Source organism: Thermoflavimicrobium dichotomicum (assembly GCF_900114055.1).
GTDB lineage: Bacteria > Bacillota > Bacilli > Thermoactinomycetales > Thermoactinomycetaceae > Thermoflavimicrobium > Thermoflavimicrobium dichotomicum.
The window spans coordinates 1-26,819 of record NZ_FORR01000020.1 but is presented as its reverse complement, the minus strand read 5'-3'; the positions used below and the strand labels follow the sequence as shown (position 1 = coordinate 26,819).

The 26,819-nt window shown below is 42.9% G+C and carries 23 protein-coding genes and 1 pseudogene; 15 read left to right on the top strand and 9 right to left on the bottom strand.

Annotated features, from left to right (window positions below; genetic code table 11):
• Positions 1-308: 308 nt before the first annotated feature.
• The 3 genes from BMZ78_RS15405 to BMZ78_RS15395 all read left to right on the top strand — a co-directional run bounded on the left by BMZ78_RS15405 (position 309) and on the right by BMZ78_RS15395 (position 2,876).
• Positions 309-1,466, top strand: a complete 1,158-nt coding sequence (locus BMZ78_RS15405; protein ID WP_139203344.1) for a D-alanyl-D-alanine carboxypeptidase family protein — start codon at positions 309-311, stop codon at positions 1,464-1,466.
• Positions 1,463-2,047: a nucleoside recognition domain-containing protein gene (locus BMZ78_RS15400; protein WP_093231305.1), complete on the top strand. Its 585-nt coding sequence runs from the start codon at positions 1,463-1,465 to the stop codon at positions 2,045-2,047. Before BMZ78_RS15405 ends, BMZ78_RS15400 begins: the two co-directional genes overlap by 4 nt.
• A 295-nt stretch (positions 2,048-2,342) precedes the next feature.
• Positions 2,343-2,876: a spore maturation protein gene (locus BMZ78_RS15395; RefSeq protein WP_093231304.1), complete on the top strand. Its 534-nt coding sequence runs from the start codon at positions 2,343-2,345 to the stop codon at positions 2,874-2,876.
• A gap of 353 nt (positions 2,877-3,229) precedes the next feature.
• Here BMZ78_RS15395 and BMZ78_RS15390 read toward each other — a convergent pair whose 3' ends face one another.
• The 4 genes from BMZ78_RS15390 to BMZ78_RS15375 form a co-directional block, all read right to left on the bottom strand.
• Complete coding sequence (locus BMZ78_RS15390) at positions 3,230-3,541, bottom strand: AtuA-related protein (RefSeq protein WP_175482520.1); 312 nt, start codon at positions 3,539-3,541, stop codon at positions 3,230-3,232.
• Complete coding sequence (locus BMZ78_RS15385) at positions 3,538-4,857, bottom strand: acyclic terpene utilization AtuA family protein (protein WP_093231302.1); 1,320 nt, start codon at positions 4,855-4,857, stop codon at positions 3,538-3,540. Before BMZ78_RS15385 ends, BMZ78_RS15390 begins: the two co-directional genes overlap by 4 nt.
• 10 nt (positions 4,858-4,867) lie before the next feature.
• On the bottom strand, positions 4,868-6,157 hold the full coding sequence (locus tag BMZ78_RS15380) for a CitMHS family transporter (RefSeq protein ID WP_093231301.1): 1,290 nt from the start codon (positions 6,155-6,157) through the stop codon (positions 4,868-4,870).
• A 231-nt stretch (positions 6,158-6,388) separates the two neighbouring features.
• Entirely contained in the window at positions 6,389-7,798 is a 1,410-nt protein-coding gene (locus BMZ78_RS15375; protein WP_093231300.1) for a sigma-54 interaction domain-containing protein, read from the bottom strand.
• Between the two features lie 182 nt (positions 7,799-7,980).
• On the opposite strand from BMZ78_RS15375, the gene BMZ78_RS15370 reads away from it, so the two are divergent.
• From BMZ78_RS15370 to BMZ78_RS19205, 3 genes and pseudogenes are all read left to right on the top strand, one after another.
• The gene (locus BMZ78_RS15370) at positions 7,981-8,205 is read left to right on the top strand and encodes a hypothetical protein (protein ID WP_093231299.1); all 225 of its coding nucleotides are present in this window, start codon (positions 7,981-7,983) and stop codon (positions 8,203-8,205) included.
• 32 nt (positions 8,206-8,237) lie between these two features.
• Positions 8,238-8,900 (top strand): aspartate/glutamate racemase family protein, encoded by a 663-nt coding sequence (locus BMZ78_RS15365; protein WP_093231298.1) that lies wholly within the window; start codon positions 8,238-8,240, stop codon positions 8,898-8,900.
• 64 nt (positions 8,901-8,964) lie between these two features.
• Positions 8,965-9,173, top strand: a pseudogene (locus BMZ78_RS19205) (MMPL family transporter); the annotation flags it as partial.
• A gap of 79 nt (positions 9,174-9,252) precedes the next feature.
• On the opposite strand, the gene BMZ78_RS15355 reads toward BMZ78_RS19205, so the two are convergent.
• The 4 genes from BMZ78_RS15355 to BMZ78_RS15340 form a co-directional block, all read right to left on the bottom strand.
• Positions 9,253-11,085 (bottom strand): ankyrin repeat domain-containing protein, encoded by a 1,833-nt coding sequence (locus BMZ78_RS15355; RefSeq protein WP_175482519.1) that lies wholly within the window; start codon positions 11,083-11,085, stop codon positions 9,253-9,255.
• Positions 11,086-11,099: 14 nt separating this feature from the next.
• Positions 11,100-12,893 carry an ankyrin repeat domain-containing protein gene (locus tag BMZ78_RS15350; RefSeq protein ID WP_093231296.1) on the bottom strand — a complete coding sequence of 598 codons (1,794 nt, stop codon included), beginning with the start codon at positions 12,891-12,893 and terminating at the stop codon, positions 11,100-11,102.
• 420 nt (positions 12,894-13,313) lie between these two features.
• On the bottom strand, positions 13,314-15,134 hold the full coding sequence (locus BMZ78_RS15345) for an ankyrin repeat domain-containing protein (RefSeq protein ID WP_093231295.1): 1,821 nt from the start codon (positions 15,132-15,134) through the stop codon (positions 13,314-13,316).
• Between the two features lie 15 nt (positions 15,135-15,149).
• Entirely contained in the window at positions 15,150-16,946 is a 1,797-nt protein-coding gene (locus BMZ78_RS15340; protein WP_175482518.1) for an ankyrin repeat domain-containing protein, read from the bottom strand.
• A gap of 368 nt (positions 16,947-17,314) precedes the next feature.
• Between BMZ78_RS15340 and BMZ78_RS15335 the strand changes: the two genes are divergently transcribed.
• From BMZ78_RS15335 to BMZ78_RS15300, 7 genes are all read left to right on the top strand, one after another.
• On the top strand, positions 17,315-17,818 hold the full coding sequence (locus BMZ78_RS15335) for a GNAT family N-acetyltransferase (RefSeq protein ID WP_175482517.1): 504 nt from the start codon (positions 17,315-17,317) through the stop codon (positions 17,816-17,818).
• A gap of 448 nt (positions 17,819-18,266) precedes the next feature.
• Positions 18,267-18,992 carry a pseudouridine synthase gene (locus BMZ78_RS15330; protein ID WP_093231292.1) on the top strand — a complete coding sequence of 242 codons (726 nt, stop codon included), beginning with the start codon at positions 18,267-18,269 and terminating at the stop codon, positions 18,990-18,992.
• Between the two features lie 107 nt (positions 18,993-19,099).
• A complete protein-coding gene (gene resB / locus BMZ78_RS15325; RefSeq protein WP_175482516.1) occupies positions 19,100-20,662 on the top strand; it encodes a cytochrome c biogenesis protein ResB in 1,563 nt (520 codons plus the stop codon).
• 6 nt (positions 20,663-20,668) lie between these two features.
• On the top strand, positions 20,669-21,877 hold the full coding sequence (gene ccsB / locus BMZ78_RS15320) for a c-type cytochrome biogenesis protein CcsB (protein WP_093231334.1): 1,209 nt from the start codon (positions 20,669-20,671) through the stop codon (positions 21,875-21,877).
• Positions 21,878-21,937: 60 nt separating this feature from the next.
• The gene (locus tag BMZ78_RS15315) at positions 21,938-22,654 is read left to right on the top strand and encodes a response regulator transcription factor (protein ID WP_093231290.1); all 717 of its coding nucleotides are present in this window, start codon (positions 21,938-21,940) and stop codon (positions 22,652-22,654) included.
• The gene (locus BMZ78_RS15310; protein ID WP_093231289.1) at positions 22,651-24,417 is read left to right on the top strand and encodes an ATP-binding protein; all 1,767 of its coding nucleotides are present in this window, start codon (positions 22,651-22,653) and stop codon (positions 24,415-24,417) included. The genes BMZ78_RS15315 and BMZ78_RS15310 overlap by 4 nt, the downstream gene beginning before the upstream one ends.
• Before the next feature lie 537 nt (positions 24,418-24,954).
• On the top strand, positions 24,955-25,227 hold the full coding sequence (locus BMZ78_RS15300; protein WP_093231287.1) for a hypothetical protein: 273 nt from the start codon (positions 24,955-24,957) through the stop codon (positions 25,225-25,227).
• Here BMZ78_RS15300 and BMZ78_RS19410 read toward each other — a convergent pair.
• Entirely contained in the window at positions 25,202-25,411 is a 210-nt protein-coding gene (locus BMZ78_RS19410; protein ID WP_281244587.1) for an IS4 family transposase, read from the bottom strand. The genes BMZ78_RS15300 and BMZ78_RS19410 overlap by 26 nt on opposite strands.
• Positions 25,412-25,632: 221 nt before the next feature.
• On the opposite strand from BMZ78_RS19410, the gene tnpA reads away from it, so the two are divergent.
• Positions 25,633-26,025 carry an IS200/IS605 family transposase gene (gene tnpA / locus BMZ78_RS15290; protein WP_093231285.1) on the top strand — a complete coding sequence of 131 codons (393 nt, stop codon included), beginning with the start codon at positions 25,633-25,635 and terminating at the stop codon, positions 26,023-26,025.
• Positions 26,026-26,819 (top strand): transposase (locus tag BMZ78_RS15285; RefSeq protein WP_093231284.1); only part of this gene is annotated, 794 nt, incomplete at its 3' end.

Sequence of the window (26,819 nt, the reverse complement as noted above, 5' to 3'; positions counted from 1 at the left end):
TGCCCGCTTCTTAAGCTTTCGGCTCGGAGCGGCCCTGAAATACTTCCTTGGAGGGCGCTGTCGGAACGAGTCGGAAAAACGGAGCAGGTATTGCATCGATTTGTAACTTCAGGGGCTTTTGAAATGACTTCTAAATTCAATCGATTGCTATCACCATAGAGGAATGAAATCGGCAGTTAAACGAATACTTCGTTCACAACCTGACGACATTGCATTTCGATGCAAATGTCGTTTTTTCTTTTTCATAACCTCATCCAACATGCATATATTTTTGGTACAAACCCATATTTGAGGGTAAGGTGACGAAAATGAAAAAGATGGTTTCAGCCTTATTGGCTTTTGTGATCTGGATAGTGGGTATTCCTGTACATACAACCACGGTATATGCCTATACCGAAGAGAAACCTTTTGTGAGTGCTCAGTCAGCCGTATTGATGGATGTCGCATCCGAGCGGGTACTTTTTGGCAAAGAAGCGCAAAAACCAATGAAAGTGGCCAGTTTGACGAAGATTATGACAGCGATACTGGCGATTGAAAAAGGAAAATTGGATGAGTTGGTAACCATTAGTCCACGTGCCGTAGGGATCGAAGGATCTTCCGTCTATTTAAAACAAGGTGAAAAGGTTCGTCTTCGCGATTTGCTTTATGGTTTGATGCTCAGGTCCGGAAATGATGCGGCAGTAGCGATTGCCGAACATATTGGTGGCTCGGTCGAAGGGTTTGTTTATTTGATGAATGAAAAAGCCACTTACTTGGGTTTACAGCATACACATTTTATGAATCCGCATGGCTTGGATCACCCGGATCATTATTCCACTGCATATGATCTGGCAAAATTGACAGCCTATGCGCTGAAAAATCCTGTTTTTCAGGAGATCGTAAAAACGAAGTCGATTACCTTGTCAAGTCCCTGGGAGACAGGGAGGCAAACGTTTTTCAATAAAAACAAGTTATTACGCATGTACCCATGGGCTGACGGAGTGAAGACAGGGTTTACGAAACAGGCAGGACGTACCCTTGTTACTTCTGCTACCAAAGATGGTCACCAGTTGGTGGCTGTGACGCTGAATGATCCGAATGATTGGTACGATTCGATCAAACTCTTTGAATATGGCTATGAGCATTATGATCTGGTTTCCATTGTGAAAAGGGAACAATTGATCTGGCAAAAGCCCGATCATAAAAGGGGAGAAAAAGAATTTGATCTGGTGGCAGGTGAAGAATTTCGTTATCCCCTGACTGCAGAAGAAAAAAAGGAGAAGCGAGTAAAAATCGAGCCTTTGATCAGTTATCCCTTAAAAATGATCCAAGAGGAGAATATGCCTGTGGGAAGTGCCCGAATCTATCTGGATAATCAGTTGATTGGAGCGATCCCTTTGGTGACCAAATCTCCAGCGCGATCTACATTCTTTTCAAAATGGAAGGAAATCATTTTTTCTTGGCTAGAGCAGGGGGAAGAGCTGTGATTAATTATATTTGGTTGTTCATGATTGTTGCAGGTTTCATTGCGGCGGCACTCCAGGGACGCATCGATTTGGTGACATTAGCGGCCCTGAAAGGAGCAAAAGAAGCAGTAGCCGTTTGTATCGGTTTGATCAGTATTCTGGTTTTTTGGTTAGGCATGATGCGCATTGCCAAAGATGCCGGCTTGCTGGAAAAGTTGGCGCATTTGTTACGACCGGTGGCCAAGCTCCTTTTTCCCAGTGTCCCTCCGGATCATCCGGCGATGGGATATATCTTGTCCAATATGAGTGCCAATTTTTTTGGCTTGGGAAATGCGGCCACACCGATGGGACTCAAGGCAATGGAGGAGTTGCAGAAGCTGAATCCTGATCCGAAAACGGCGACACCGGCTATGTGTACACTCCTGGCTTTAAATACCTCGGGATTAACTTTAATCCCCACGACAATCATTGGGATCCGGATGAAACATGGCTCAGTGGACCCGACTGACATTATCGGTCCTACTTTAATTGCGACCTTTTGTGCTACCACTTGTGCCATCCTGTTGGATCGATACTACCAACGGCGCGAGTGGAACAGATAGAAAAAACGTAGATAAATATGGAAAAACCCCCTTAATTATTTTAATTTGAGAGGAGGAAACTGCTACAAAGCATGGAAATGAATATCCTCAGACGAAAACCAAGTCTAAAACCCATACATGATGATTACATAACGAAATCATGTATATGTACCGGTGGCTAGCCGGGAATTTACGCCTGTGGAGTGTTATAACAAACAATAGTAGTATCTTCCATAGAAGTACGAAATCGGACACGTTGAAACAGGAATTTTCTAGACATAGGGATATTTTTCTATGTTTTTAGTAGCAGTAAAACATGTATGAAGTGATTTCGGCCATATCCAAGTGGATGTTACCCGTTTTACTGGTTTTCATCCCCCTGTATGCCCTGATACGCCGGGTTTCCATTTATGAAAGCTTTGTGGAAGGGGCAAAAGAAGGATTTCCCACAGCTGTACAAATTATCCCTCATCTGGTAGGGATGATGGTGGCTGTTTCGATTTTTCGCGATTCAGGAGCCTTGCAGTTTGGACTTCAATTGTTAAAGCCTGTAACTGAGTGGCTCCATATTCCTGAAGAAGTATTGCCGGTAGGGTTATTGCGCCCGATATCAGGAACGGGGTCCCTGGCATTTGTCGAGAGCATTTTGCGTACTTATGGACCTGATTCATTTATCGGGAAGTTGGCTTCCACGATTCAGGCCAGTACGGATACAACCTTGTATGTAATTACGGTTTATTTTGGCGCAGTCGGGATCAAGCGCTCACTATATGCCCTGAAAGTGGGATTGTGGGCAGATTTGGCCGGTTTTCTCTTCTCTTGGCTCATTTGTTCCATGGTCTTTCAATGAAATCAGATGTAATTAGAAACAGGCTACTGTATGGAGAACACAGTGGTCTTTTTTGTGTGGAAAAAGAGTTTTTGAGATAGAAAGGAATTACAGCTGCTTGTAACAATGTTTCTGTTATATGCCGGTTTTCCTTTTTCCGTTTCACTCCCGCTCAATAAAAACGGGCAAGAAGTCGTGGTTTCTTTTGCCCAAGAATCCCTGTAAGCCGTTTGATAACCTATGAGTATTTTTAAATGTTGTAAATAGAGAAGGGGGCCTTTTTCCCAATCACCACAGGGGTGTGTAGGAAAAAAGGCCCCCAAAGCTTTCAAAAAGATATGGGGAATGCATGGGTCTTTAGGTGTGGGTAGTGGTCAAATCTCGATTTCCAATTCCAATAAAGCATAACTTAAGCTTTTACCATGAGTGTCTATGTTTAACGATGTGGTAACCCCGCCCAACAATGCATTGTAACATACAAATTGAAGGGCAGAGATATTGGGTAGTTCGTAACGGATTACATCTCCTTTAATGATCTCTTTCAAGTGATTTTTTACAGCCTCTGGTGTTACGTTTTCACATAAGACATCATAATCCTGCTCTTTATACGGAATCAGCGACAAAATCAGAGTGTTTCCCTTGTCACCGGCCCGGCAGTGGGCAAGCTCATATAATTTTTTTTTCATACCCGACACTCCCGAATGGTTACATGAGGTTTCACTTTTTCGCGGGGAATCAAACTGGATATGATTCCAATGACTTCATTTACATATTTCCGTGCTCCCCCTCCACCCGCTGGACCGTTTGTATAGAGTGCCTCAACCTCAAGTCCAATTTGTTCCGCCTGTTCTTTGGTAGAGGCTTTGCCCGCTACCCGCAGGCGTATTTCATAAGGTTCGGAATAGTGATGAAAAGATGTTCGGTGAACTGAAGAGCTTCCGATATAATCAATGCGAAGCTCCGTAAAATGATCTTTTAAACGCTCGTAAATAATTTCTCCTGCCAATTTCGCCCTTTTTAGAGCATTTGGACCTGCATAGGAAATTTCACCTTCTCCTACAAACCCCGCATGATAGCCAATACTTACCTTCAACGTTGAGGGCTTTTTCCTGCCGCTACTGTTGGATACCTCCACCTTGTTATGACCTACTTCCCGTAGCCGAACGGACCTGAAATCAACAACAACATCGGGAGTAATGTAACCAGTGGGATCTGTCACTTCGTATAGAAGCTGTTCCTTGGCCGTCGCCAAATTAATCAGTCCACCAGTTCCTTCCAGCTTGCTGATAACGGCTTTTCCATCTGAGTCAACATCCGCAAACGGGAACCCTAGCTGAGCCATGTGGGGTACCTCTTTTTTTCCAGGGTCAGCAAAATACCCTCCCGTAATTTGTCCTGCACATTCCAAAAGGTGTCCAATCACTGTTCCTTGTGCCATTCGATCAATATCATCCAGAGACCACCCATAGTGATAAACCATTGGAGCAAGAAACATGGAAGGGTCAGCAACCCTTCCGGTGACAATAATTTCCGCTCCAGACTCCAATGCAGGCAACAGGGCGTCCGCACCAAGGTAAGCATTGGCTGAGATGATTTCTCCATAACTGGATAATGGTTTGTCCATCTCAAGCGAGTGTTCCTCCAGGTTGATGTGCTCCAGTACATCGTCCCCTGTTACAGCCGCTACCTTTATCGAAATACCTTGACGTTGGGCAATTTGTACAATCCGCTCAGCAGCAGCAATAGGGTTTGCTGCACCCATATTGGTAATAAGGCGGACGCGATTTTTTTTAATCACTGGTAAAAGAAGTTCCATTCTCTTGTCTAATAAAGCATCATAACCATGAGAAGGGTTTTGCCGTTTTCGTTTTTGAGCCGATGCTATGGTTCGTTCTGCCAGACATTCCAATACGAGATAATCCAGTTTACCTCTTTCCGCCAGAATGACTGCAGGCTCAAGCCGATCGCCTGAGAATCCTGCTCCTGATCCAATTCGTAACATCCTCTCACCTCTATAGAGAAATGGCTCCTGTTATCAATGCAACGATGGTCATCACTATCGTCGTTCCAAATGCCCATTTGAAAATAAATCGCTGATGGGCCCCTAGTTCTACTCCTGATAATCCCACTAATATAAACGTGGAAGCAGTTAAGGGGCTTAGCGGAAATCCGGTTGTCATCTGCCCTAGTATTGCTGCACGGCCAATTTGAACAGGCTCAATTCCAAACGAAACAGCCGTTTTACTGATGATGGGAAGAACACCGAAATAATACGCATCAGGGGTAAATACCAGGCTGAGTGGCATGCTGGTAATCGCCACAATCACTGGCAAATGTGTTCCCAGTGAATCGGGAATTAACGACACCAAAGTCGTTGCCATGGCATCAACCATTTTTGTACCTGTTAGAATTCCGGTAAAAATTCCTGCTGCAAAAATCATGGTGGATACGAAGACAACATTTTTAGCATGAGATAAAAGTCGTTCTTGCTGTTCCTCAAGGTTGGGATAGTTGATCAGTAAGGCAACGGCCAATGCCACCATGAACAAGACAGGAAGGGGCAACCAGGCCATGATCAGTGACACGATGAGGGCAATGGTCAGGACAAGGTTAAACCAGAACAATCGCGGACGTCTGGCTAATGCCTGTTCTTCGGTAAGTTCACCCTGATGATTATCGTTTAACGGTACAATACCCAATCGCTTACGTTCTTTTTTTCCTAGCAGATAGGCAACAAATATCACCCAGAGTATACCAGCGATCATAGCCGGGATAATGGGATTGAATAAACGGGCTGAATCTACATGCAATGAACTCATCGCTCTTGCGGTAGGACCACCCCACGGAATGATGTTCATCACACCTGCTCCCAGTGCGACGACTCCTGACAGTATAAGTGAATTCATTTTAAGCCTTTTGTAAAGAGGGAGCATGGCTGAGATGGTAATCATAAACGTCGTGGATCCGTCACCATCTAAAGCCACAAGCAATGTAAGAATAGCTGTACCGACAACGATCTTTAGCGGATCTCCTTTGACCATTCGAATAATCCGGGAAATGATGGGATCAAATAAACCAGTATCAATCATAAGGCCAAAATACAAAACAGCAAAAGCAACCATGATTCCTGTAGGCGCCACCTTCTTGATACCCTCTAGCATCATCCCGCCGATCTCTGCACCAAAACCTCCAATCAAGGCGAAGATGATCGGTACAACGATTAAGGCAACCAAGACCGAAAGCCGCTTTGTCATAATGAGATAGAGAAAAACCCCAATCGTTAAAAAGCCTAAGATCGACATTTCAATCCTCCCATTCAAACAGTTTGAATTCTCTATCTTTATTTACAGCAAATTTCATACCAAAAAAGAAAACGCCTCAAGATAGCGCTTTCTTTTTATCGAATTATAAGATTTTAGAAACGAAAAAATCCCATTTCCATTTCTACAACAAAAACGTTTCGTTTATCTTTACACCTTGTTTTATAAAAAATTAGAAATATCATTCCAATTATTTAGAAATGAATCGGATACCTAAGAGTTGATCTTATACTTTTTAATTTTGTTATATAAGGTGGCTAAAGAAATTCCTAAAGCTTCTGCCGCTTTTTTCTTTCCTTCCATATCGTTCCCAAATTGATACAGTGTCTCAAGAATAAGTTTGCGTTCCACCTTTTCAGTTGCTTCCCGTAAAGTTTGAATGGATTGTTTTTGAGCCAAATCTGTCAATTCTGATTTAGTGATCCACTCTGGAAAATGATGGAGGTGGATATGTGTTTCCTCAGCCATACAAATGGCATATTCGATAGCATTTTTTAATTCCCGAACATTGCCGGGCCAATCATAAGACTGCAGGACTGCTAATGTTTTTTCGTCAATCGAATAAGTAACGTTAGAACTATTTGAAGAGTTTACGGTGGATGAACGAAAAAGAGAATAAATTAAATCAGGAATGTCTTCTCTTCGTTCACGGAGCGGAGGAATTTGCAAATGGATGACATTTAACCTGTAAAACAGGTCTTCGCGAAAACGGTTCTTTGAAACAAGCTGTTGCAAGTCCTTGTTCGTTGCTGCGATCACCCGCACATCGATGTCCCGTTCGATCGTATCCCCTACTCTTCGAACTTTTCGTTCTTGTAAAACACGTAACAGCTTTGCCTGAAGGTCGTAAGGCATATCCCCGATTTCATCCAGAAAAATGGTTCCGTGATTCGCCAGTTCAAACAGTCCCATTTTTCCACCCTTTTTTGCATGGGTGAATGAACCTTCTGCATATCCAAAAAGTTCGCTCTCCAATAGTGCTGATGGGATCGCCGCACAATTTACTGGAATAAAAGGCCTGTCCCTCCGGTCACTTCTGTTATGAATCGCTTGGGCAAAAAGCTCCTTTCCGGTTCCGCTTTCCCCTACAATGAGAACCGGCAAGCTGGTTTCAGCCGCTTTTTTTGCAATATGAACGGCCTCTCTTAAACCTCCATTTTTTCCAATGATCTGATCAAATGTGTATTTCGCCTGATATAGGGAATCCATGGTTCTTTCCAATTGCTTTAATTTCTCCTTTTTCTTTTTCAGCTCTTGGGAAAGTTTATGAACTTCCGTTAGACTCTTGCAAACAGATACGGCACCAATGATCTCACCATTGAGAATGATAGGAGCCATATCTACCATATATTCAATGTTTCCTTCTTTCCGGTAAACTGCAACTCTGCTTTTTCCATCTGCTAACGTATCAGGTAACTGTGCGGTAGGTCGAATTTGTCGGAGTGATTTTCCAACAATCATCTCGGGAGTAACACCTGTAATCTTTGTATATTCCGGATTAATTAGCTGAACGGTTCCCTGGTGGTCAATCACCAGAATACCATCGTTGATCGAATCAATGATGGCCTTCCACCATTCGATCTGTTTTTTATAAGAGAAATCGTCTGATATTTTTAATGACATTACCTGTGTCACTCCTCTTATCTTATTAGTTAAAAGATATTTTCTATTATTTATTATTCTAATCAATAGGACTCAAGGTTGGGATACGATATTTTCGGATAAAACAAAAAGGATATGAGACTTATCACCGATCAACTGTCGGTCTAAGATTGGTCCATGTTTCTTCGGTAGGAAGGATTCCTGTGTTTACGAGTGGTCAACTGCAATATATAAAACAGGAGATCTTTGACGTAATTGTATTACAAGCTGTAAAGCATGGTTTCATTGAAGGAAGGGAATTGTTTTCAGTTTTCACCGGTGAAGAGCAGACCTGGGAGATGGCCTCTTTGGCTGACACGGTTGTGGTCGGAAAAGGAGAAATGGAAGAGAATTTACTTTTTATTTTCGTAAAATTATTATTAGATTGAAATCATACTCTTAATGAGAGGTGCAAATTGCTGTGAAAACAATTGGTCTACTTGGAGGTATGAGTTGGGAGTCAACGGCAATTTACTATCAGCTGATCAACAAACGGATTAAAGAGCGCTTAGGAGGGCATCACTCTGCAGAAATCATTCTGTATTCTGTAGATTTTCAACGGATCAAAGACTTGCAACACCGGAATGAATGGGAAAAGGCGACTGAAGAGATGATTCGTGGAGCGAAGCGAGTAGAACAAGCAGGAGCAGATTTTCTCGTAATTTGTACGAATACGATGCACAAGATGGCGGGAGAGGTGCAAAGCTCAATCCAGATTCCTCTCATCCATATTGCCGATGCGACCGGAGAGAAGATTACACAGGACAATTTTCGTCGTGTGGGACTTTACAAAGGACGGCTCATGGAACGATTCGGCTTAGAAGTGATAGTTCCGACGAAGGATGAAAGAATGATCGTCCACGATGTGATTTATAATGAGCTGACCTTAGGGGTTGTCAGAGAAGAATCAAAGCAGAAGTATCTACAAATCATAGAGCATTTGGCTGAGCGTGGAGCAGAAGCAATCATCCTCGGCTGTACGGAGATTACCATGCTAGTCGGGCAGAAGGATGTCTCCTTACCCGTTTATGATACTACGGCGATCCATGCCATTAAGGCAGCAGATTTTTACATCGACCAATAAGTTCGATTTCTCATGTTCCTATGCTATTTCTTTGGTGAATGATAGCTTGAGCCAGCTTTTAGAAGGCGTCATATCATCGGCAGGGTTAATTTTAGCTGCGACATTTGCTGTTTTAATGACCCAACCTAATTGTTTGTGTTTGGATTTATCGTATCACTGGGGATATTAATGGACGTTTTTCTCGTGCGGGAGATGTTATTGCCTGCTCTGATTATGTTGTTTGAAAAAGGTGATAAGGGTCATTCACCAACCAAAGTGGTTCAAAACATGTAAATAAGTGGCTTCTAGAATGAAGTTGTTGAAAAGTTTACCCATCTGGTTTGTTCACCAGATGGGTGGTATTATATGTTCACTATAATGGAATTTTGTATTCCCGTATACTGGTGAGCACAATCAGGTTTTTCCCAGTATGATCGATCAACATTCTTTTAATCTCATTTTCCTCAAAGAAGATTTTTCTCGTCAGTTCGCCGGTTTCTGCATCGAGGAAGACGAGCAATCCATCTGGACAATAGACGACCACCTCATCCCCGGCAAAAAGGACTGGACAAAGAACGGCACCTGGATATCCTTGTTCGAACATGCTGCGTGGATCTTCTGTGATCTCTGCCGCAATAGGTACCCGCCATTTGATCCGCTTTTTTTGTGTGGAAAGGACGATGATATCACCCAGCCATCCTTCTGGACGTTCCTCGAGATAATTTAACGCTGTTCCCCAGACGGCTACCCATTTTCCATCTGGGCTAAATGCTCCCCTTGATGTACAATCGATAAATTCATGGGTAGGGCAATGTCCCAAATAATACTCGACCAAATCGGTTTTGTTGGAATGAGCGGACGTGATCAAAATCTCAGCACCGCCTTGGTCATATTCCGTAGAGAAGAAATACTTTCCATCGGGAGATACATATGTACGTCCAAATGTTGAGGTCAGTGGATAAATTTGATTTGTTTTTAGATCAATGATCTGATTCCCATCCAGCATCCATCTTCCATTGGGAGTGATCGTGCAGTGATAGGAGCCCAGAATTTGATCAATCACTTCCAACGTTTCGAGACTTCGCCGTTCAATACAGTCAAGATGAGGAGCTTGAACGAGAATGGAATTTCCATCCCATGAAAAATGAAGTTTCAGATCGAATTGATCAGTCTGAATTTGTTTCTCTCGTTTTAAAAAGGATTCGAAATCCACTTTGGCCAAGAGTTCATGTTGGAGTTCCCATAAGAATTCCTCTTTTTGCGGATGAGTCGGATCATAAGACCATTTGACGATCCCGCCGCCTTCCATTGCCGAGATCAATAGAGGCTTCGTCGGATGGATGACAAAGCGATAGGGTTTGGCATTGGGAACAGCAGGATAGGGATCTGGCATTTGTTCCAGTTTTTCTTTGAGTTCACTAAAGAGAGGGGAATGCTCTTTGCCAGCATGCATGGGCAGTTTTCCTTTTTTGGATCGAATTTTTGGATCGGCACCATAGAAAAGAAGAAGATCCACAAGTTCCTTGTTATTTGCCGAGACAGCAATGTACAGAGGAGTTTCTCCTTTTTCATTTTGTATGTTGGGATTGGCACCGGCTTTCAGTAATATTTCCGCGATTTGTTTTGCCCTTTTGGATATGGCATAGTGCAAGGCAGTGTTTCCATCTTCGTCCTGTGCATTAAGATCAGCGCCTTGCTGGATCAGATATTGGATCATCTCTTGCCGGTTGTGCAAGGTATGTACCATTAGAGGCGTTTTTCCCCAGTCTGCTCTACCATCGATCACCTCTCCGTCGGCCAGATGTTTTTTTACTTCTTCCAATGTTTGTGCTTCGTGCAACTTCCGATTTTCCATTTTTTTCAAGTGTTCATTGACTAAATTGCGAATCATCCATGCATTGGGATGATCGAAATATTTTTTTCGTAAAGTTACTCCTTTTTCCAGCAGAACTTTAATGGCACTTTTGCGCAATTTCTGGCAAGCGGTATCGATGGGCGGCGAACCGATGTGATTTTTTGCTTCCGGGTCTGCACCGGCTTGAAGCAATATTTGGACAATCGTACCGTTCTTCGCATAATGAAGCGGGGTATTGCCTTTGACATCTCGCCAGTGCACAGCATCTGGGTGTTCCTTTAAAATGCGCTGTAATGCCACTTCATTGCCAAACGTGCATACAGAGAAAATATCATTGTCTTGGTAACGCATTTGTCTCTTTCCCCCTATTGACATGGCAGTTCCATTGTTACCATTTCACGGTCGGTGGCGATGCGGATTTCCCTTGGATTGGTTGTCTTGCTTAGTGCAAGGATTGTTTTGCTGTTGAGCGTATATTTTTTCCAAAGTTCTCCCGTGTTTCGATCAAAGAACAACAGGGTACCATGGGGAAGTGTCGCAACCACGGTATCATCGACGATCAGTACTTTTCCAGCGTAGCCATCAGGGAAACCTTGCTCTTTTAGCGTTTGATCTCCGCCTGTGATTTCTTTATCGAGCTTGAATCGCCACGCGATTTTGTTTTGCACAGGAAGATAAAGTCCTACAAATCCCACGAGCGGCTTTGGACCGACAAATGTGCCGTAAACGGCTGCTTCGAAGAAGGCTGCTGCTTGTCCATCTTCAGAAAAGGCAAGATCGACAATGCATTTATAATCGCCATAGTCATTTTTTATCTGCTGTTCTAAGAAGGATGCATGTTTCCGATGATAAGAAACCAATCCGTGATAGTCCGATTGATAATATGCATAGAAGATGCGTTTGGAATCGGGTGACCATTTGCAGAGGGATGGTTGAATCATTTGATCGAATTTGGTACATGCAGGTTGCCATGTTTTGCTGGCAAAATAGTAAAGATACGGGCCTACAGCCAAATATTCCCCATCAGGCGAGAAATCGACGCAATAGAATTTCTGTTTTGATTCCTTTGGCAGTTTGAGAGCTTCCATCAGCGAGAAATCTTCATAGTTGCGAATTTGCACACCCCAGATTTGCGGAGCCACGACCGCAATCTTGGACCCGTCTGGGGAAATGGCGAGATGATAAAACTTATATTGTCCCAAGGCGATCGACTGACTCAATTTTGGTTCGGGATCATAGACGATCTTGCCAAGAACTCCTCCAGGAAGCGGGGCAAGCAGTTCATGGCGAAAAGGGTGAAGTCGGTAAACGGAGCCAATTACTTTTCGCGGATGGTAAGAATTTTCCGTGATTCCTTCATGGAAGGAAAGAGTTGGCGGTTCTTCTTTTGCAAGGGAAGATGCTTTGGCAAACAGAAACTGAAAAATTTCTTCTGACTTTGTAACATGTTGAGGCAAACGTCCAGATCTACTTTTGATTAAAGGAGATGTGCCATGTTTGAGCAAGATCGAGATCAGCTCCTTGTTTTCATACCTTGCGGCGTAATGCAAGGCGGTTTCTCCACTACTATCGCGAAAATTGGGGTCAGCGCCGTGTTTGAGCAGAAGTTCGATCATTTCCCGATTGTCCGTTCTTGTCGCAATGTGCAATGGAGGTTCATCATGAAACGGTGCGATATTGGGATTGGCACCATGTTCTAATAGCAATGGAACTACAGAAATTTGGTTATTTTTAACTGCGTCAATTAAAGGGGTTATTTCGTCCTCATTTTGCAAATGGACATCTGCTCCTGCAGATAAGAGCAGTTTCGCCATTTTTTCACTTCCCAGAGCCGCAGCGACATGGAGCGCTGAGTTGCCATCCCGGTCTTGATGATTGACATCGACTCCTTGTTCGAGCAGAAATTTTACTACGTCGATTCGTTCATCCCAAACAGCTGTAATAAGAGGTGTTTCTGCAAAGTCATTTGTGCAATCCAGGTCTGCTCCCAATTCAATCAACAACGCTGCAATTTCACGATTGCCTGCATAATGAAGCAGGGTATTGCCGTTGACAAACGAAGTTTTCACGAGTTCGGGGTTCGATTGCAGAAAAACTTGTAATTCTGCTGGATTCCCCTCTTTGCAAATGCGAAGAATCCCACGTTTTTTTATAACCATGATGTTCCTCCTTATACGTATAGATGCTTAGAAAGGAAGGCATGAAGATCAATCTTTTCAAATGTTTTATCTAAGTTTCTGAATCAGTTCTCCGGCATGTTTTGGTTTGTCTAATTTAAATATTAAGTTAGGCTTTCCTTGTTTTATATAATACTTTTATATTAAAAACCTTGCACGCTTTCATTTAGGAGCAATGGAAGATGGCGGGCAGTGACAATTTGTCCATTATGTCTGCGAACTTGTTGGAGAAAAAAAGCATGAGAAAATCCTTTCTCAATCACTAGCATCTTTGCAGGGCTCATGAGTTTGCGTATGGGAAAACTTAAACGATCCTTTTTAAGTGGCTTCTAGAATGAAGTAAAATTACCCATCTGATGAGAGAACCAGATGGGCAATCTGTGGTGATATGCCAAATGTTCTCTATATTGGAATTTTATATTCCCGTATACTGGTAAGCACGATTAGGTTTTTCCCAGTATGATCGATCAACATTCTTTTAATTTCATTTTCCTCAAAGAAGATTTTTCTCGTCAGTTCGCCGGTTTCCGCATCGAGGAAGACGAGCAATCCGTCGGGACAATTGACGACTACCTCATCCCCGGCAAAAAGGACTGGACGAAGAATGCCACCCGGATATCCTTGTTCAAACATGCTACGTGGATCTTCTGTGATTTCTGCTGCAATTGGTACCCGCCATTTGATCCGCTTTTTTTGTGTGGAAAGAACGATCACATCACCGAGCCAACCTTCTGGACGTTCATAGAGATAGTTTAACGCTGTTCCCCAGACGGCTACCCATTTTTCATCTGAGCTAAATGCGCCATCCGAAGTACAATCGATAAATTCATGAGTAGAGCCTTCTCCAAGCCAGTAGTGGATTGGTACCTTTTCGCTAACAAAGAGGTTGGGAGCGATCACCAGACTTGCTCCGCCTTGATCGTATTCAGTGGAAAAGAACAATTTCCCATTAGGAGATACCGATTCATTCTCAGCGATCTCGGCCAGTTGACGAGTTTCTTTCGTGTCTAAGTCAACGATTCGTATTTCATCAAGCATCCATCTTCCATTTGGTGTAACGATGGTGGAAAACGATCCGGGAATTCGTTCCAAAACTTCGAGTGTGTCAAAGCTTCGCCGTTCGATACAGTTGAGGTGTGGAGCTTGGACAAGAAACGAGTCCTCCTCCCAAGAAGGCGAGAGTTTGTGTCGGTATTGGTCCGTTTGGATTTGCAGTTCTGGTTTTAAAAACGATTCGAAATCCACTTTGTCCAGCAATCCGTGTTTCAGTGCCCACAAAAATTCCTCTTTTTGTGGGTGATCAGGGTCATAAGACCATTTCACCAACAGTCCACCCTCCATGGCAGAGACGAGCAGAGGTTGGGTCGGATGAGCTACAAAGTGATACGGCTTGGCATTGGGAGCGGGTGGATATGGATTGGGCAGTTGTTCTGTTTTTTCTTTCAGATAAGAAAAGAAAAAACCATGCATCGGGAGTTGACCCGTTTTACTGCGAATGCGCAGATCGGCACCAAAAGCGAGCAACAGATCGACAAGCTCCTTGTCTCTGACGGAAACAGCCAGATGAAGCGGCGTTTCCCCTTTTTCATTTTGCAAGTTGGGATTAGCTCCCGCTTTGAGCAGGATTTCGGCAATTGGCTTTGCTTTTTTGGAAACAGTGTAATGCAATGAAGTAAACCCATCTTCATCCTGTGCATCCAATTCTGCTCCCTGTTCGATCAGATATTGGGCGATCTCTTGCCGTTGATGTATACAATGGAACATGAGAGGCGTTTTTCCCCAGTCTGCTCTTCCATTGATCTCTTCCCCATTAGCAAGAACCTCTTTTACTTCCTCCAATGTTTGTGCTTCATGCAGTTTCCGATTTTCTATTGTTTTTAAGTATTGATTGACATAATTTTCTATACTAAATGCGTTAAGATGATTGAAATACTTTTTTCGCAATGTGACTCCCTTTTCCACCAGTACCTTCACAACATCATATCTCAACTTCTTGCATGCGGTATCGGTGGGCGGCGATCCCTTGTGATTTTTCGCTTCCGGATCTGCGCCGGCTTCAAGCAAGATTTGAGCAATCGTATCGTTCTTTGCATAATGGAGCGGAGTGTTGCCCTCAATATCTCGCCAATGTGCTGCATCGGGATGCTCTTGTAAAATACGTCGCAACGCTTCCTCATTGCCAAAGGTACATACGGAGAAAATATCATTTTCTTGATATCGCAATGTCTTCTCCTCCTATCAACGTGGAAGTTCCATGGTAATGATTTCGCGATCGGTGGCGATGCGAATTTCTCTTGACGAATCGGTCTTGCCTATGGCAAGGATCGTGTTCGTGTTTAAAGTTCGGAAGCCTTGAATTTCACCGGTTTGTCGATCGCAGAACACTAGGTTTCCATAAGGGAGAGTAGCCACTACGGTATCGTCAACGATTAACACTTTTCCTGCATAATATCGCTGGAAGTCTTGCTCGATCAGAGAATTCGGCAAGTTTGGAGTCGATTTATCAATCTTTATCCGCCAATGGATTTTGTTTTCTTTTGGCAAATAAAGTTCTACATAGCAGTATAACGGTTGGAAACCAATCGTTGCTTCAAAGAAGGCTAAGGCGTTTCCATCCTCAGAAGAAGCAAAATCTACAATTGTTCTTTTTTTGGTCCAGCTATTTTCTATTGTTTGTTCCAAATAGGATCGGTTTTTCCAATTGTACGAAACCAGGTTCACATGAGAACTGTGACAGTACGAATAGAAGATTTGTTTTGCATTTGGTAAGACAGTACAGAGGGATGGTTGAAGAGGCTCTAATCGAAATCTCTCGCAAGCGGGAACCCAAGTTTGGCTGGCAAAATGATAGAGATAGGGACCAATAGCCAAATATTCTCCATCAGGTGAGAAGGCGACGCAATAGAGTTTTTGTTTATGGACATGTTTCTCCGGAAGTCGGAGACGCTCGATCAGTGAGAAGTCTTCATAATTGCGAATTTCTACGTCCCAGATCTGCGAAGCGGTGATCGCCATTTTTGTTCCGTCTGGTGAGATGGCAAGATCATAAAACCTGTTTTGTCCTAACCAGATTGACTGGCTCACTTTGGGTTCTGGAGCAAAGACGATTTTTCCGAGCGATCCACCAGGGAGTGGGGTAACCATTTCGTTATATCTGGGATGGAGGCGATAGATCGGGCGAAGGAATGCATTTGCATAGAGCTCGTAGTATTGCTCATATTCCTCAAATCGTTCATGGAAAGTAGGTAAAGAAATTTCTGGATTTATATTAGCGCTAGCCTGTACAAAAAGGAATTGGAAAACTTCTTCTGATTCGGTCACATGTTGTGGCAATTGACCGTGAGAGTCCGAAATCGCAGGGATTGCGCCGTGTTCAAGGAGTAGCGAGATGATTTTTTTGTTTCCAGCTTCTGTAGCAATATGTAAAGGCGTTCTCTTACAATCGCCCAGGATATTGGGATCTGTACCGTGTTTGAGTAAACATTCGATTGCTTTCTCATTGTACGCTTCAACCGAGATATGTAAGGGAGCATCAAGAACATGATTCAACTTGTTGGGAGTTCCCCCGTATTTGAGCAACAAGGAGATGATCGAAATGTGCCCATTTTTTACTGCCTCGAACAAAGGAGTTTCCTCATATTCATTTTCCAGGTTGACATCTGCCCCTGCAGATAAGAGCAATTGCACCAGTTTTTCACTTCCCAGAGCCGCAGCGACATGAAGAGCCGAGTTGCCATCGCGGTCTTGATGATTGACATCGACTCCTTGTTCGAGCAGAAATTCTACTACGTCGATTCGTTCATCCCAAATAGCTGTAATAAGAGGTGTTTCTTCAAAGTCATTTGTGCAATCTAAGTCTGCTCCTAATTCAATCAATAACGTTGCGATTTCTCGATTGCCTGCATAATGAATCAGGGTATTGCCGTTGACAAACGAAGTTTTCACGAGTTCGGGGTTCGATTGCAGAAAAACTTGCAATTCTGCTAGATTCCCCTCTTTGGACATGCGAAGAATTCCACGCTTTTTGGGTACCATATGGTTCCTCCTTATATACACTAAATGAAAGAATGGAAGAGGCTGTTGACAAACCCGGTTTTCCTTTTCCAGTTGAACGACTTCTTGCTCGTTTTTAAGCAACTGGAGTGAAACGGAAAAGGAAAACCGGCATATAACGGAATCTTTGTCAATAAGCTGAGAATGGCATGCTTTTGTTTTATTTTTATCCATTAGAATGTTATGTCTTAATTTTAGAACAGGCTTCTACGAAAATGAACCTGAGAAATCGATCAAATTATCCTTGTATAATATACAGAAAATTATAAATTTATTACTCTCACGTTTTTTATACGGACGACATGCAAAAGATAATCTTGAATTGAACGGTATCAAATGAGGTGATTTTGTTGGAAGTTGTCCAGGCAAATAAGGAGGATCTGGATTCCATTTTGGATCTGTATCATACGGTGGTTGAAGTTTTGCAGAAAAATGGAAATGATCAATGGGATACAGATTATCTCAACGACGAACTCATTCAAGAGGATTTGAAAAAAGGACATTTGTTTGGAATCAAAAAAGGGGATCGCTTTGTTGCTGTCCTGGTTCTGACTGAGGAAAAAAAGCCTGAATACAATCAGGTTGCGTGGAAGATAACCGATGAAAATCCCCTCTATATACATCGGTTAGCCGTGCATCCCGATTTTCAAGGAAGAGGGCTATCCAAAAAGCTGTTAAACTTTGCAGAGGAGTACGCCAGGAAAAACGGATATGGCAGTTTGCGACTGGATGCATACAGCCGGAATCCTGTAGCTTTAAATCTATATCAGGGTTTTGGCTTTGAAGAAAGGGGAGAAATTCGATTGCCAAGCAGAGATTTGCCTTTTGTCTGTTTTGAAAAAGAGGTGGAATAAAAAATGAAACAACATTTCCGCCGATTTTTATATTTTTAGCGTTATATAATAGCTTTTCTGATCAAAAGATGTTAACGTAAAGAAAGATGCCGGAAATCCTTCGATAGGAGCCGGCTCTTTTCGTTTAGTGAGAAGGGATGAGTTGTTTGGATCAATCGCAGTACAAACTAGAATGAATATTATTGTACCAAACTGTTTGTGATGCTATCCGTTTTCATCTTTCTGATGGTTTGTTCAGCAACATGAGGGCCATTTATAAACCTGGTTTTCCTTTTTCAGTTGAACGGCTTCTTGCTCGTTTTTATAGAGCGGGAGTGAAATGAAAAAGGAATACCAGCATACAACGGAATCTTTGGCAACGAACGGTGAGAACTGAAATCTTCTATTATTATATGTTGTACTTGTGAAGAACTCTTGAAATGGATAAGATGACTAAGGGGTGAACAAGATGGAGCGCTTGCAGAAAGTAATGGCCCAGGCAGGAATAGCCTCGCGAAGACAAAGTGAAGCGTTGATTTTAAATGGACATGTTCGAGTAAACGGGCAAGTGGTCAAAACTTTGGGAGTAAAAGTGGATCCACTTCTCGATGTGATCGAAGTGAAAGGAAAACGCATCACGCTGGAGAAGAAGCGAACATTTCTTTTTTATAAGCCATTACGGGTGATTACAAGTATGTCTGATCCACAGGGACGAAAAGTGGTGGCAGATTATTTTCGCCATATTCCTGAACGGGTATATCCGGTAGGACGCCTAGATTATGATACCGAAGGGTTGCTCCTCTTGACCAATGATGGAGAATTGGCCAACAGATTGGCTCATCCAAGATATGAAATAGATAAATGTTATGAAGTTACTGTCAAGGGAAAGCCATCCAGGGAAGCACTGCAATTGCTTCGACGAGGTGTCAGACTGGAAGATGGCTTGACCGCTCCAGCCAAAGTCCGGGTACTTGCCAGTGATGAAACGTCAACACGTTTGGAAATGATTATCCATGAAGGCAGAAACCGTCAAGTGCGACGGATGTGTGAGGCAGTGGGGCATCCTGTGCTTCATCTGATCCGTACACGTTTGGCATTTTTGACACTGGAAGGGTTAAAAAGAGGGCAAGCCCGTGAACTGACTGCAGCGGAATTAAAACGATTGAAAAAGATGTTAGGAATGGTTGTGACTTGATCGTTCAAATAATCTTCAAATTTTCGGGTCGGGTGGAAGAAGAATATGGCGATATAATGAAGTTTAGGATTTCACAATGTTTGGTTTTAAGCCTGGGGGGAAATGGGATGATCGAAAATACGAAATGTGAATGTGGACACAATAACCCCATTGGTACCATTTTATGCGAGCATTGCGGAAAACCACTTACCGAAGAAATGAAAGAGAAGAAAACCATTGAGCGCGAGATGCGTTATGAGGGAACAGCGCGTCGCTCTCAGAAACAGACAAAAAACTGGATTGACCAGATCTGGAGTTTTTTCTCTTCCGTAAAAGTGGCTGTGATTCTCATTCTCATTACACTTGTTGCCGCTGGAATTGGCACGATTTTTCCGCAAGAACGCTTAACCGGTTCAAGTAACCCTGAACTTTTTTATAAGGAGAAATATGGAGTTTGGGGAGAATGGTACTATCAATTAGGTTTTTCGGATATGTATAACTCTTGGTGGTTTGTCACGCTGATTGCGATGATTGGTGTGTCACTGGTAATCTGTAGTTTGGATCGTGTGATTCCGCTTTATCGGGCACTTAAGAATCAAACGGTGGTTAAAAGCACCGATTTTATTTTGCGCCAGCGTATTTCTCATCAAGAAACGATCGATCAGAAAGAAAAAGAGGAAAAGGTGCAAAAGTTAATAGAGGCACTAAAAAAGCGTTATTATCACATCCGTGAAGAAGACGGTTCGATTCTCGCCGAAAAAGGGCGAATCAGTCGATGGGGCCCTTACATCAATCATATTGGCCTGATTATTTTCCTGTTTGGTGTTCTCCTCCGTTCTCTGGTTCCAGGGTGGTATTTGGATCAGGCTCTTTATATTCGGGAAGGAGATACGGTTAAAGTTCCTGAAATGCCTTACTATGTCAAAAATGAAAGGTTTAAGTTAGAAACGTATCAAGGTGAATATGCAGGAGTTCCAAAAAAGTACCAAACGGATGCAGTTCTTTATCAAAAAGATCCATCTGGAAAACTGGTACCCGTGCATAAACAGTCGATTCTCGTCAATCATCCATTGGAGTACAAAGATTTACTCCTCTATCAAATGGATTTTCGTGTTGAACCGAAAGCGATCAAACTGAAAGTGGTAGAAAAGAAAACAAAAAAAGTGCTAGGCCAGTTTGCAGTAAACTTGCGTGAAATCAAACCGGATCAGGTATATCGGGTAGCTGATCTCGAAATTCGGGCTTTGGAATATTATCCGGATTTTGCGCTTGAAGATGGACGGCCGATTACGGAGTCCCAAGAGCCAAACCGTCCGGCGTTTATCTTTGAAGTGAAGAAAAAGGGCCAAAAACAGGGGGAGAAATCGTGGGTCATTTCTGGACAAAACACAGATCAGCTCACGCCAAACAATCAGTATGATATTGATCTGGCTGGATTAGAAATGGCTCAAAGCTCGGGTTTGATGGTTCGTGTCGATAAGAGTCTGCCAATTATTTTTGTTGGAGGAATCATTTGTTTGATTGGTCTGGTTATGGGCTTTTACTGGCATCACCGCCGCGTCTGGGTCCGTTATCAAGACGGGGTGCTTTATTTGGGAGCCCATACCAATAAAAGCTGGTTTTCTTTACGCCGTGAACTGGATCAAATCGCCAAGCAAATCGGGATCAACTTAAAATTGATTCAAGAATAGGTGGGAATAAAAATGGAACGGCTTATGGAAAATTTATTGCTGTGTACCTTTTTCCTTTATCTCTTGTCATCCGTCGCCTTTGTAATGGGGATTTCAGGTAAAAAAGGTGAAGCGCCCAAACAGAGAGAGCGCCGTTGGGGCAATATTGCGGTAGGACTCGCCATTGTGGGGGTTGTATTTCAGATCGCTTTTATCATTACCCGCATGATTGTCAGTGGTCACTTCCCTACCAGTAACATGTTTGAATTTACGGCGTTTTTATGTTTTACGATTGTACTTGCTTTTATTATCATCTTTTTCATCTATCGTACAGTGGTATTAGGGGCATTTGTGATGCCACTGGCCGTTATTCTCCTGGCTTATGCCTCTGTGTTTCCAAGAGATGTACAGCCACTCATTCCAGCACTTCAAAGCCACTGGCTGTATATCCATGTAACCGTAGCCGCTTTGGGATCCGGTGCATTTGCGGTTGGTTTTGCCGCAGGATTAATCTATTTAGTGAATCAAGTGGGTGCACAGAAAAAAGGAAAAAATGCCTTATTCTTAGAATTAACTTTAGTAGTTGTCCTAATGTTTATCAGCTTTACTCTAAGCAGCTTTGTATCCAGCTCATTCGGATATCAAGCTTCATTTGCACATATGGTCGATAATCAACCGACTGTCCAGGAATATGAACTTCCGCCGATCGTGGGTCCACATGGTGGAAAAGTAATTCAGATGGATTCGTTTTTGGGGATGAAGAAACCATTATTTGAAGCTCCAGCCTGGATGAAAGGACAAAATGCGGCCAGTAAGCTGAATTCCACACTGTGGGGGATCATTGTTGGATTGATTCTTTATGCGCTGATCCGGCTGTTGGTACGTAAGCGTCTATCGGAAATCCTTCATCCGCTGGTGAAAAAATGGAATCCAGAATTGCTGGATGAGATCAGTTACCGTTCGATTGCGATCGGTTTCCCTGTTTTCACCTTGGGAGCATTGATTTTTGCGATGATCTGGGCCCATGAAGCGTGGGGACGTTTTTGGGGATGGGATCCCAAAGAAGTTTGGGCACTGATTACGTGGCTGTTTTACAGTGCCTATCTACATCTAAGATTATCGCGTGGTTGGCATGGTTTAAAATCCTCATGGTTGGCAGTCGGTGGGTTTGTGATCATCATGTTCAATCAAATTGTAATTAATCTGGTAATTTCCGGTCTACATTCTTATGCGTAAAAGTTATAAAATAGAGTAAAAAGTAAAGAAAAAGATTGATTGTTCACATGAGGTGAAACCATGGATAGGCAGTATGTCATTTTGGTTGTGGATGATGAAGTAAGGATTCGGAGACTGCTCCGGATGTATTTGGAGCGAGAGGGTTACAAGATTGATGAAGCCGAAAACGGCGAAGAAGCGTTGGAGAAAGCATTTCAAAAAAACTATGATCTGATTCTCCTGGATCTCATGCTTCCAGGTATGGATGGTCTGAATGTATGTCAAGAGATTCGCAAGAAAAAAGCAACACCGATCATTATGTTAACGGCTCGTGGTGAAGAAGCCAATCGGATTGAAGGTTTTGAATCCGGAACCGATGACTATGTGGTCAAACCATTTAGTCCACGTGAGCTGGTTCATCGGGTGAAGGCAGTTTTACGCCGGGCTTCTGCAACTGCGTATCTCTCTACCAATATGGAAACGCATAATGTGATTGTATTCCCTGACCTGCAGATTGACCATGATGCACATGAGGTCAAAGCAGGCGGAAAGGTGATTAATCTTACTCCAAAGGAATACGAGTTATTATATTACCTTGCCAAATCTCCAGACAAGGTATTCACAAGGGAAACCTTGTTAAGAGATGTTTGGCATTATGAATTCTTCGGTGATTTGCGTACGGTTGATACGCATGTCAAACGTCTGCGCGAAAAACTGAATCGTGCTTCCAAACGGGCAGCACAAATGATTACGACCGTATGGGGAGTCGGTTATAAATTAGAGGTGCCGAAAGAGTGATATTAAGAAGTGTAGTAGGAAAGCTATGGTTAACGATTATCTTACTTGTATCTATAGTTCTAATCGCATTAAGCCTGTTTCTTAATCAACAGGTAGATAAATCCTATAATCGGACGCATAAACATAACTTGGAACGATTAGCCAATGAAGTAAAAACAAAACATGTCAACTTGAACCAAGTACAGGAAGTAGGAAGAATTTTCGATACGTACATGGTTGTCGTAGGACCAAATGGGACAGTGGATACATCGATCTCCAAGCCAAGTACCCCACAGGAGGCTGAAGATGTTCTCCAGTTAGTGGACATGAATCAAGTTCGTCAGGGTAAACAGTTTACAGGTACAGGAAAAATCAATTCAACAGGTCATGAAATCATGTTTGTAGCTGTACCCTATTCCCTGAAAAATGGAGCGCCAGGAGCGGTTGTCTTCTATCAACAGCTCAATGAATCCATTGAGGAAGACATCAAGAAGTGGATTCTCTACTCGGCATTAATTGCCATTGCCCTGACGACCATCTTTGCTTTCTTCTTGTCATCACGGATTACCCAACCGTTAATCCAGATGAAGAAAGCAGCAGAAAAAATTGCGCGAGGCGATTTCAGTGCTCGTGTTCGTGTACGTGAGCATGAGCGGGATGAAATTGCGGATCTCACATTAACGTTTAATCGAATGGCTGGACAATTGGATGATTTGGTCAATATGCTCTCCCATGAAAAAGAACAATTGACCAGTATTTTGCGAAGCATGACGGATGGTGTCATCACTTTAAATGCCAAAGGAAAAGTGATTATGACCAATCCGCCAGCTGATCGTTTGCTAGCCATTTTCCGAGAGCCTGGCAATTTGTCTTTCAAAGCGACCTTGCCTCCTCCACTGAAGGAGTTCTTTGACACGGTCGTCAAAGAAGAAAAAGAGATTGTGGGAGACATTACCGAGCAAGGTCGGACATGGGCTGTCGTAATGGCTCCATTATATGCGCGGGGACAACTGCGTGGTGCGGTCGCTGTGTTCCGGGATGTGACAGAAGAGCGCCGCCTGGATAAAATGCGGAAAGACTTTGTCGCCAATGTGTCGCATGAGCTCAGGACACCACTGGCGATGCTTCAAGGATATAGTGAAGCGCTCATCGATGATATTGCTCAGTCGCCCGAGGAGATCAAAGAGATTGCACAAGTGATTAACGAGGAATCCATGCGAATGGGGCGACTCGTGCGAGAGTTGCTTGATTTGGCGCGGATGGAAGCGGGGCATATTCAGATGCACCTTTCCCATCTTGACGTAACGCAGTTTATCCAACGAGTGGTGCGGAAATTCCAGGCACTTGCACGTGAAAGAGGCGTGGAAGTGACGGGAGAAGTAGCAGAAAACCTGCCAATCGTGCGCTGGGATGAAGACAAGATTGAGCAAGTGCTGACCAATTTGATTGACAATGCAATTCGCCATACACCAGAAGGCGGAGCCGTTACCGTACGCGCTTTTCAAAGCGGCAAACATATCTTTCTGGAAGTGGAGGATACCGGAACAGGTATTCCAGAAGAAGATTTGCCTTTTGTGTTTGAACGCTTTTATAAAGCGGATAAAGCGAGAACACGTGGCAAAGGCAAATCAGGGGGTACGGGCTTGGGACTGTCTATTGTCAAGCACTTGGTCAATGCCCATTTGGGAAATGTAACTGTTCGTAGCCAGGTAGGAAAGGGAACGGTTTTCTCTGTGCAATTGCCGGTGGAAGTTCCTGAAGAAGTAGAAGCAGTCAAGATGTAAAAAAGATATAAAATATGGTTACATAAAAATGGATCCTGTTTTTGGAATTATAAAGAATGTTGAAAAACAAGGGGCTCCTTTTCCAGTTGAGCAACGGAAAAGGAGTCCCTGTGCCAATAAAGAAACTTTGTCAACAAGCTGAGCTCTCGTTTGGAGAGCTCTCAGGCCGTTGACAAACCCGGTTTTCCTTTTCCAGTTGAACGACTTCTTGCTCGTTTTTAAGCAACGGGAGTGAAACGGAAAAGGAAAACCGGCATATTTCGAAAACTTTGTCAACAAGCTGTGAGCTCTCGTTTGGAGAGCTCTCTTTTTTGTAAAAATGGCCAAAAAATGGGTTGAGCTGATGGGAAAACGGGAAAGAGGAAAGGAAATGGCTTCACTTGTTAGATAGGGTGGAATTTTAAAAAAGCTGGAAGTGGTTATTGAAGGGAATTCATTGCTGACCAGGCAGATCCCTTTGCAAACACGAGGGATTCCCGAGGACACTTTGTTTCATGGCAGAATTCCTGTTATTCGTCTAAAATGGGAGGAACAAATATGAATCATCCCGATGATTTGAGAGCATGGGAACAAGAGATGATGGTCAAACATAGCTGGTATATCCATTTTGTTCCCGGTGAAAATGGCTATGCCAATATTCATACACATGGCCTTATGGAAAGCTATCATCATCCCGATCTGCAAATCGTGTTATTCCTTGATCCAGATATTGCACAAGGGATTTTTTACAGAATGCTGCCTGAAAGCCCACTAGCTTTAGCCCTATGCATTACCCATAAGAGTTTTATTGATGAAGAATATTCCACATGAAAGTCAAATCTTGAAGCCGTTGAAAGCCTCGCCAAAGAACTCTTGCACCAGGGACCCCATCACTTTTCCTTCCAAGAAACCCACCTAATTTAGCAATCCAACGAACTGCAGTGGAAAGAGTAGATGGGTCAGAAGGAAGGGAAGAAGTTCGATGGATAGCAGTATAAAGAGTCCTCTCACTCATTTTCAGATAAAGCCAGAGTACAAGATTCATTGGGGGTCTGTCTCGATTGATAGGTTAACCATAAAAGTCGCTAAGCGACTCTATATTTATGGGTAATGCATAGGGCTTTAGCCGTGGGATGAAAGGTGGCGTTGCTCGGTATCCCCTTCATGGGGATGCTTAGAGCAACCATTTTTTAATTTTTTATTTTAGTTTGAATATTAAATTGATACAGTTATAGTATGAGTCAAGAGTATAGACGAACAAAAACGACTGTATCATTGATTAACTATCATTTTGTTTTTTGTCCCAGATATCGCCGTAAGGTACTGGTAAACAATGTAGAAGAACGATTGAAGGAAATTGTAGAGCAAATCTGCAAGGAAAATCAGTGGAATATCATGGCAATGGAAGTAATGCCCGACCACTGTCATTTATTCTTGAATTGTCTTCCAACCGATTCTCCATCAGATATGATGGCGAAATTGAAAGGGGTGACTTCCAGAAAACTTCGCCAGGAATTCTCGCATCTGAACCATTTGCGAAGTCTGTGGACTCGTTCCTTCTTTGTCAGTACTGATCGAAATGTGTCCAGTGAAACGGTGAAGCAGTACAAAGAAAAAGGGGGGGAATAGATGCCAAAGATCACACTAAGGTTAGAACTACATAAGCCAACTCAAGCCAAACAGGAAATGTATCAGCGAATGACGGAAATAAACACAGCATTTGCTAACTGGCTACTTCTTCACCCAATGTTGAACAAAGCAACCAGTAAGATTTTCAAAGAGTTTTCTTATGGGAAATTTCCGTCTGCTGTAGTGAACCAGACGATTCGGGAAGTCAAATCAAAAAAGAAAAACCAAAACACGAAATCATTCAAAAAGCTATGGTGTTGCTTCAACAATCAGAACCTCAAGGTGGAAAAGGTTGGAGACTTCTATACGGTTTCCTTTCTCACCCTGGAAAAACGGATCGGTGTACCTGTTGTAGCCCGTCCTTATCAGCAGGCATGGTTGGAGAGAATCCTAAACGGAACCGTCAAACAGGGGGCCAGCGAGCTATACAGGAAAAAAGGAAAATGGTATATCGCGATTTCAATCACTTTTGAAGTGGAACAACGAAAAGAAACAAAAGTAATGGGGATTGATTTGGGATTAAAATACATAGCTGTCGCCAGTGTTGGCGCAAAATCATGGTTTTTCAAAGGAAATCAGGTTGCTTTTGTACGTAGACGTTTTGCAGCTAAAAGAAAAAAACTGGGGAAATCGAAAAAGCTTTCTGCAATCAAAAAGTCTAAAAATAAAGAGTCTCGCTGGATGAAAGACCAAAATCATAAAATAAGCCGTCAAATTATCGACCATGCACTTGCCAACGGTGTTGGCATGATTCGTATGGAAGATTTGACGGATATTCGAAATAGAGCAAAGTC

Bases quoted from the DNA above. Each gene is read 5' to 3' on its own strand.
- BMZ78_RS15405 (WP_139203344.1), top strand. From the start codon at position 309: ATGAAAAAGATGGTTTCAGCCTTATTGGCTTTTGTGATCTGGATAGTG.
- BMZ78_RS15395 (WP_093231304.1), top strand. From the start codon at position 2,343: ATGTATGAAGTGATTTCGGCCATATCCAAGTGGATGTTACCCGTTTTA.
- BMZ78_RS15390 (WP_175482520.1), bottom strand. From the start codon at position 3,541: ATGAAAAAAAAATTATATGAGCTTGCCCACTGCCGGGCCGGTGACAAG.
- BMZ78_RS15385 (WP_093231302.1), bottom strand. From the start codon at position 4,857: ATGTTACGAATTGGATCAGGAGCAGGATTCTCAGGCGATCGGCTTGAG.
- BMZ78_RS15380 (WP_093231301.1), bottom strand. From the start codon at position 6,157: ATGTCGATCTTAGGCTTTTTAACGATTGGGGTTTTTCTCTATCTCATT.
- BMZ78_RS15375 (WP_093231300.1), bottom strand. From the start codon at position 7,798: ATGTCATTAAAAATATCAGACGATTTCTCTTATAAAAAACAGATCGAA.
- BMZ78_RS15355 (WP_175482519.1), bottom strand. From the start codon at position 11,085: ATGCGTTACCAAGACAATGATATTTTCTCTGTATGCACGTTTGGCAAT.
- BMZ78_RS15350 (WP_093231296.1), bottom strand. From the start codon at position 12,893: ATGGTTATAAAAAAACGTGGGATTCTTCGCATTTGCAAAGAGGGGAAT.
- BMZ78_RS15340 (WP_175482518.1), bottom strand. From the start codon at position 16,946: ATGGTACCCAAAAAGCGTGGAATTCTTCGCATGTCCAAAGAGGGGAAT.
- BMZ78_RS15330 (WP_093231292.1), top strand. From the start codon at position 18,267: ATGGAGCGCTTGCAGAAAGTAATGGCCCAGGCAGGAATAGCCTCGCGA.
- resB (WP_175482516.1), top strand. From the start codon at position 19,100: ATGATCGAAAATACGAAATGTGAATGTGGACACAATAACCCCATTGGT.
- BMZ78_RS15315 (WP_093231290.1), top strand. From the start codon at position 21,938: ATGGATAGGCAGTATGTCATTTTGGTTGTGGATGATGAAGTAAGGATT.
- BMZ78_RS15300 (WP_093231287.1), top strand. From the start codon at position 24,955: ATGAATCATCCCGATGATTTGAGAGCATGGGAACAAGAGATGATGGTC.
- BMZ78_RS19410 (WP_281244587.1), bottom strand. From the start codon at position 25,411: ATGAGTGAGAGGACTCTTTATACTGCTATCCATCGAACTTCTTCCCTT.
- tnpA (WP_093231285.1), top strand. From the start codon at position 25,633: ATGAGTCAAGAGTATAGACGAACAAAAACGACTGTATCATTGATTAAC.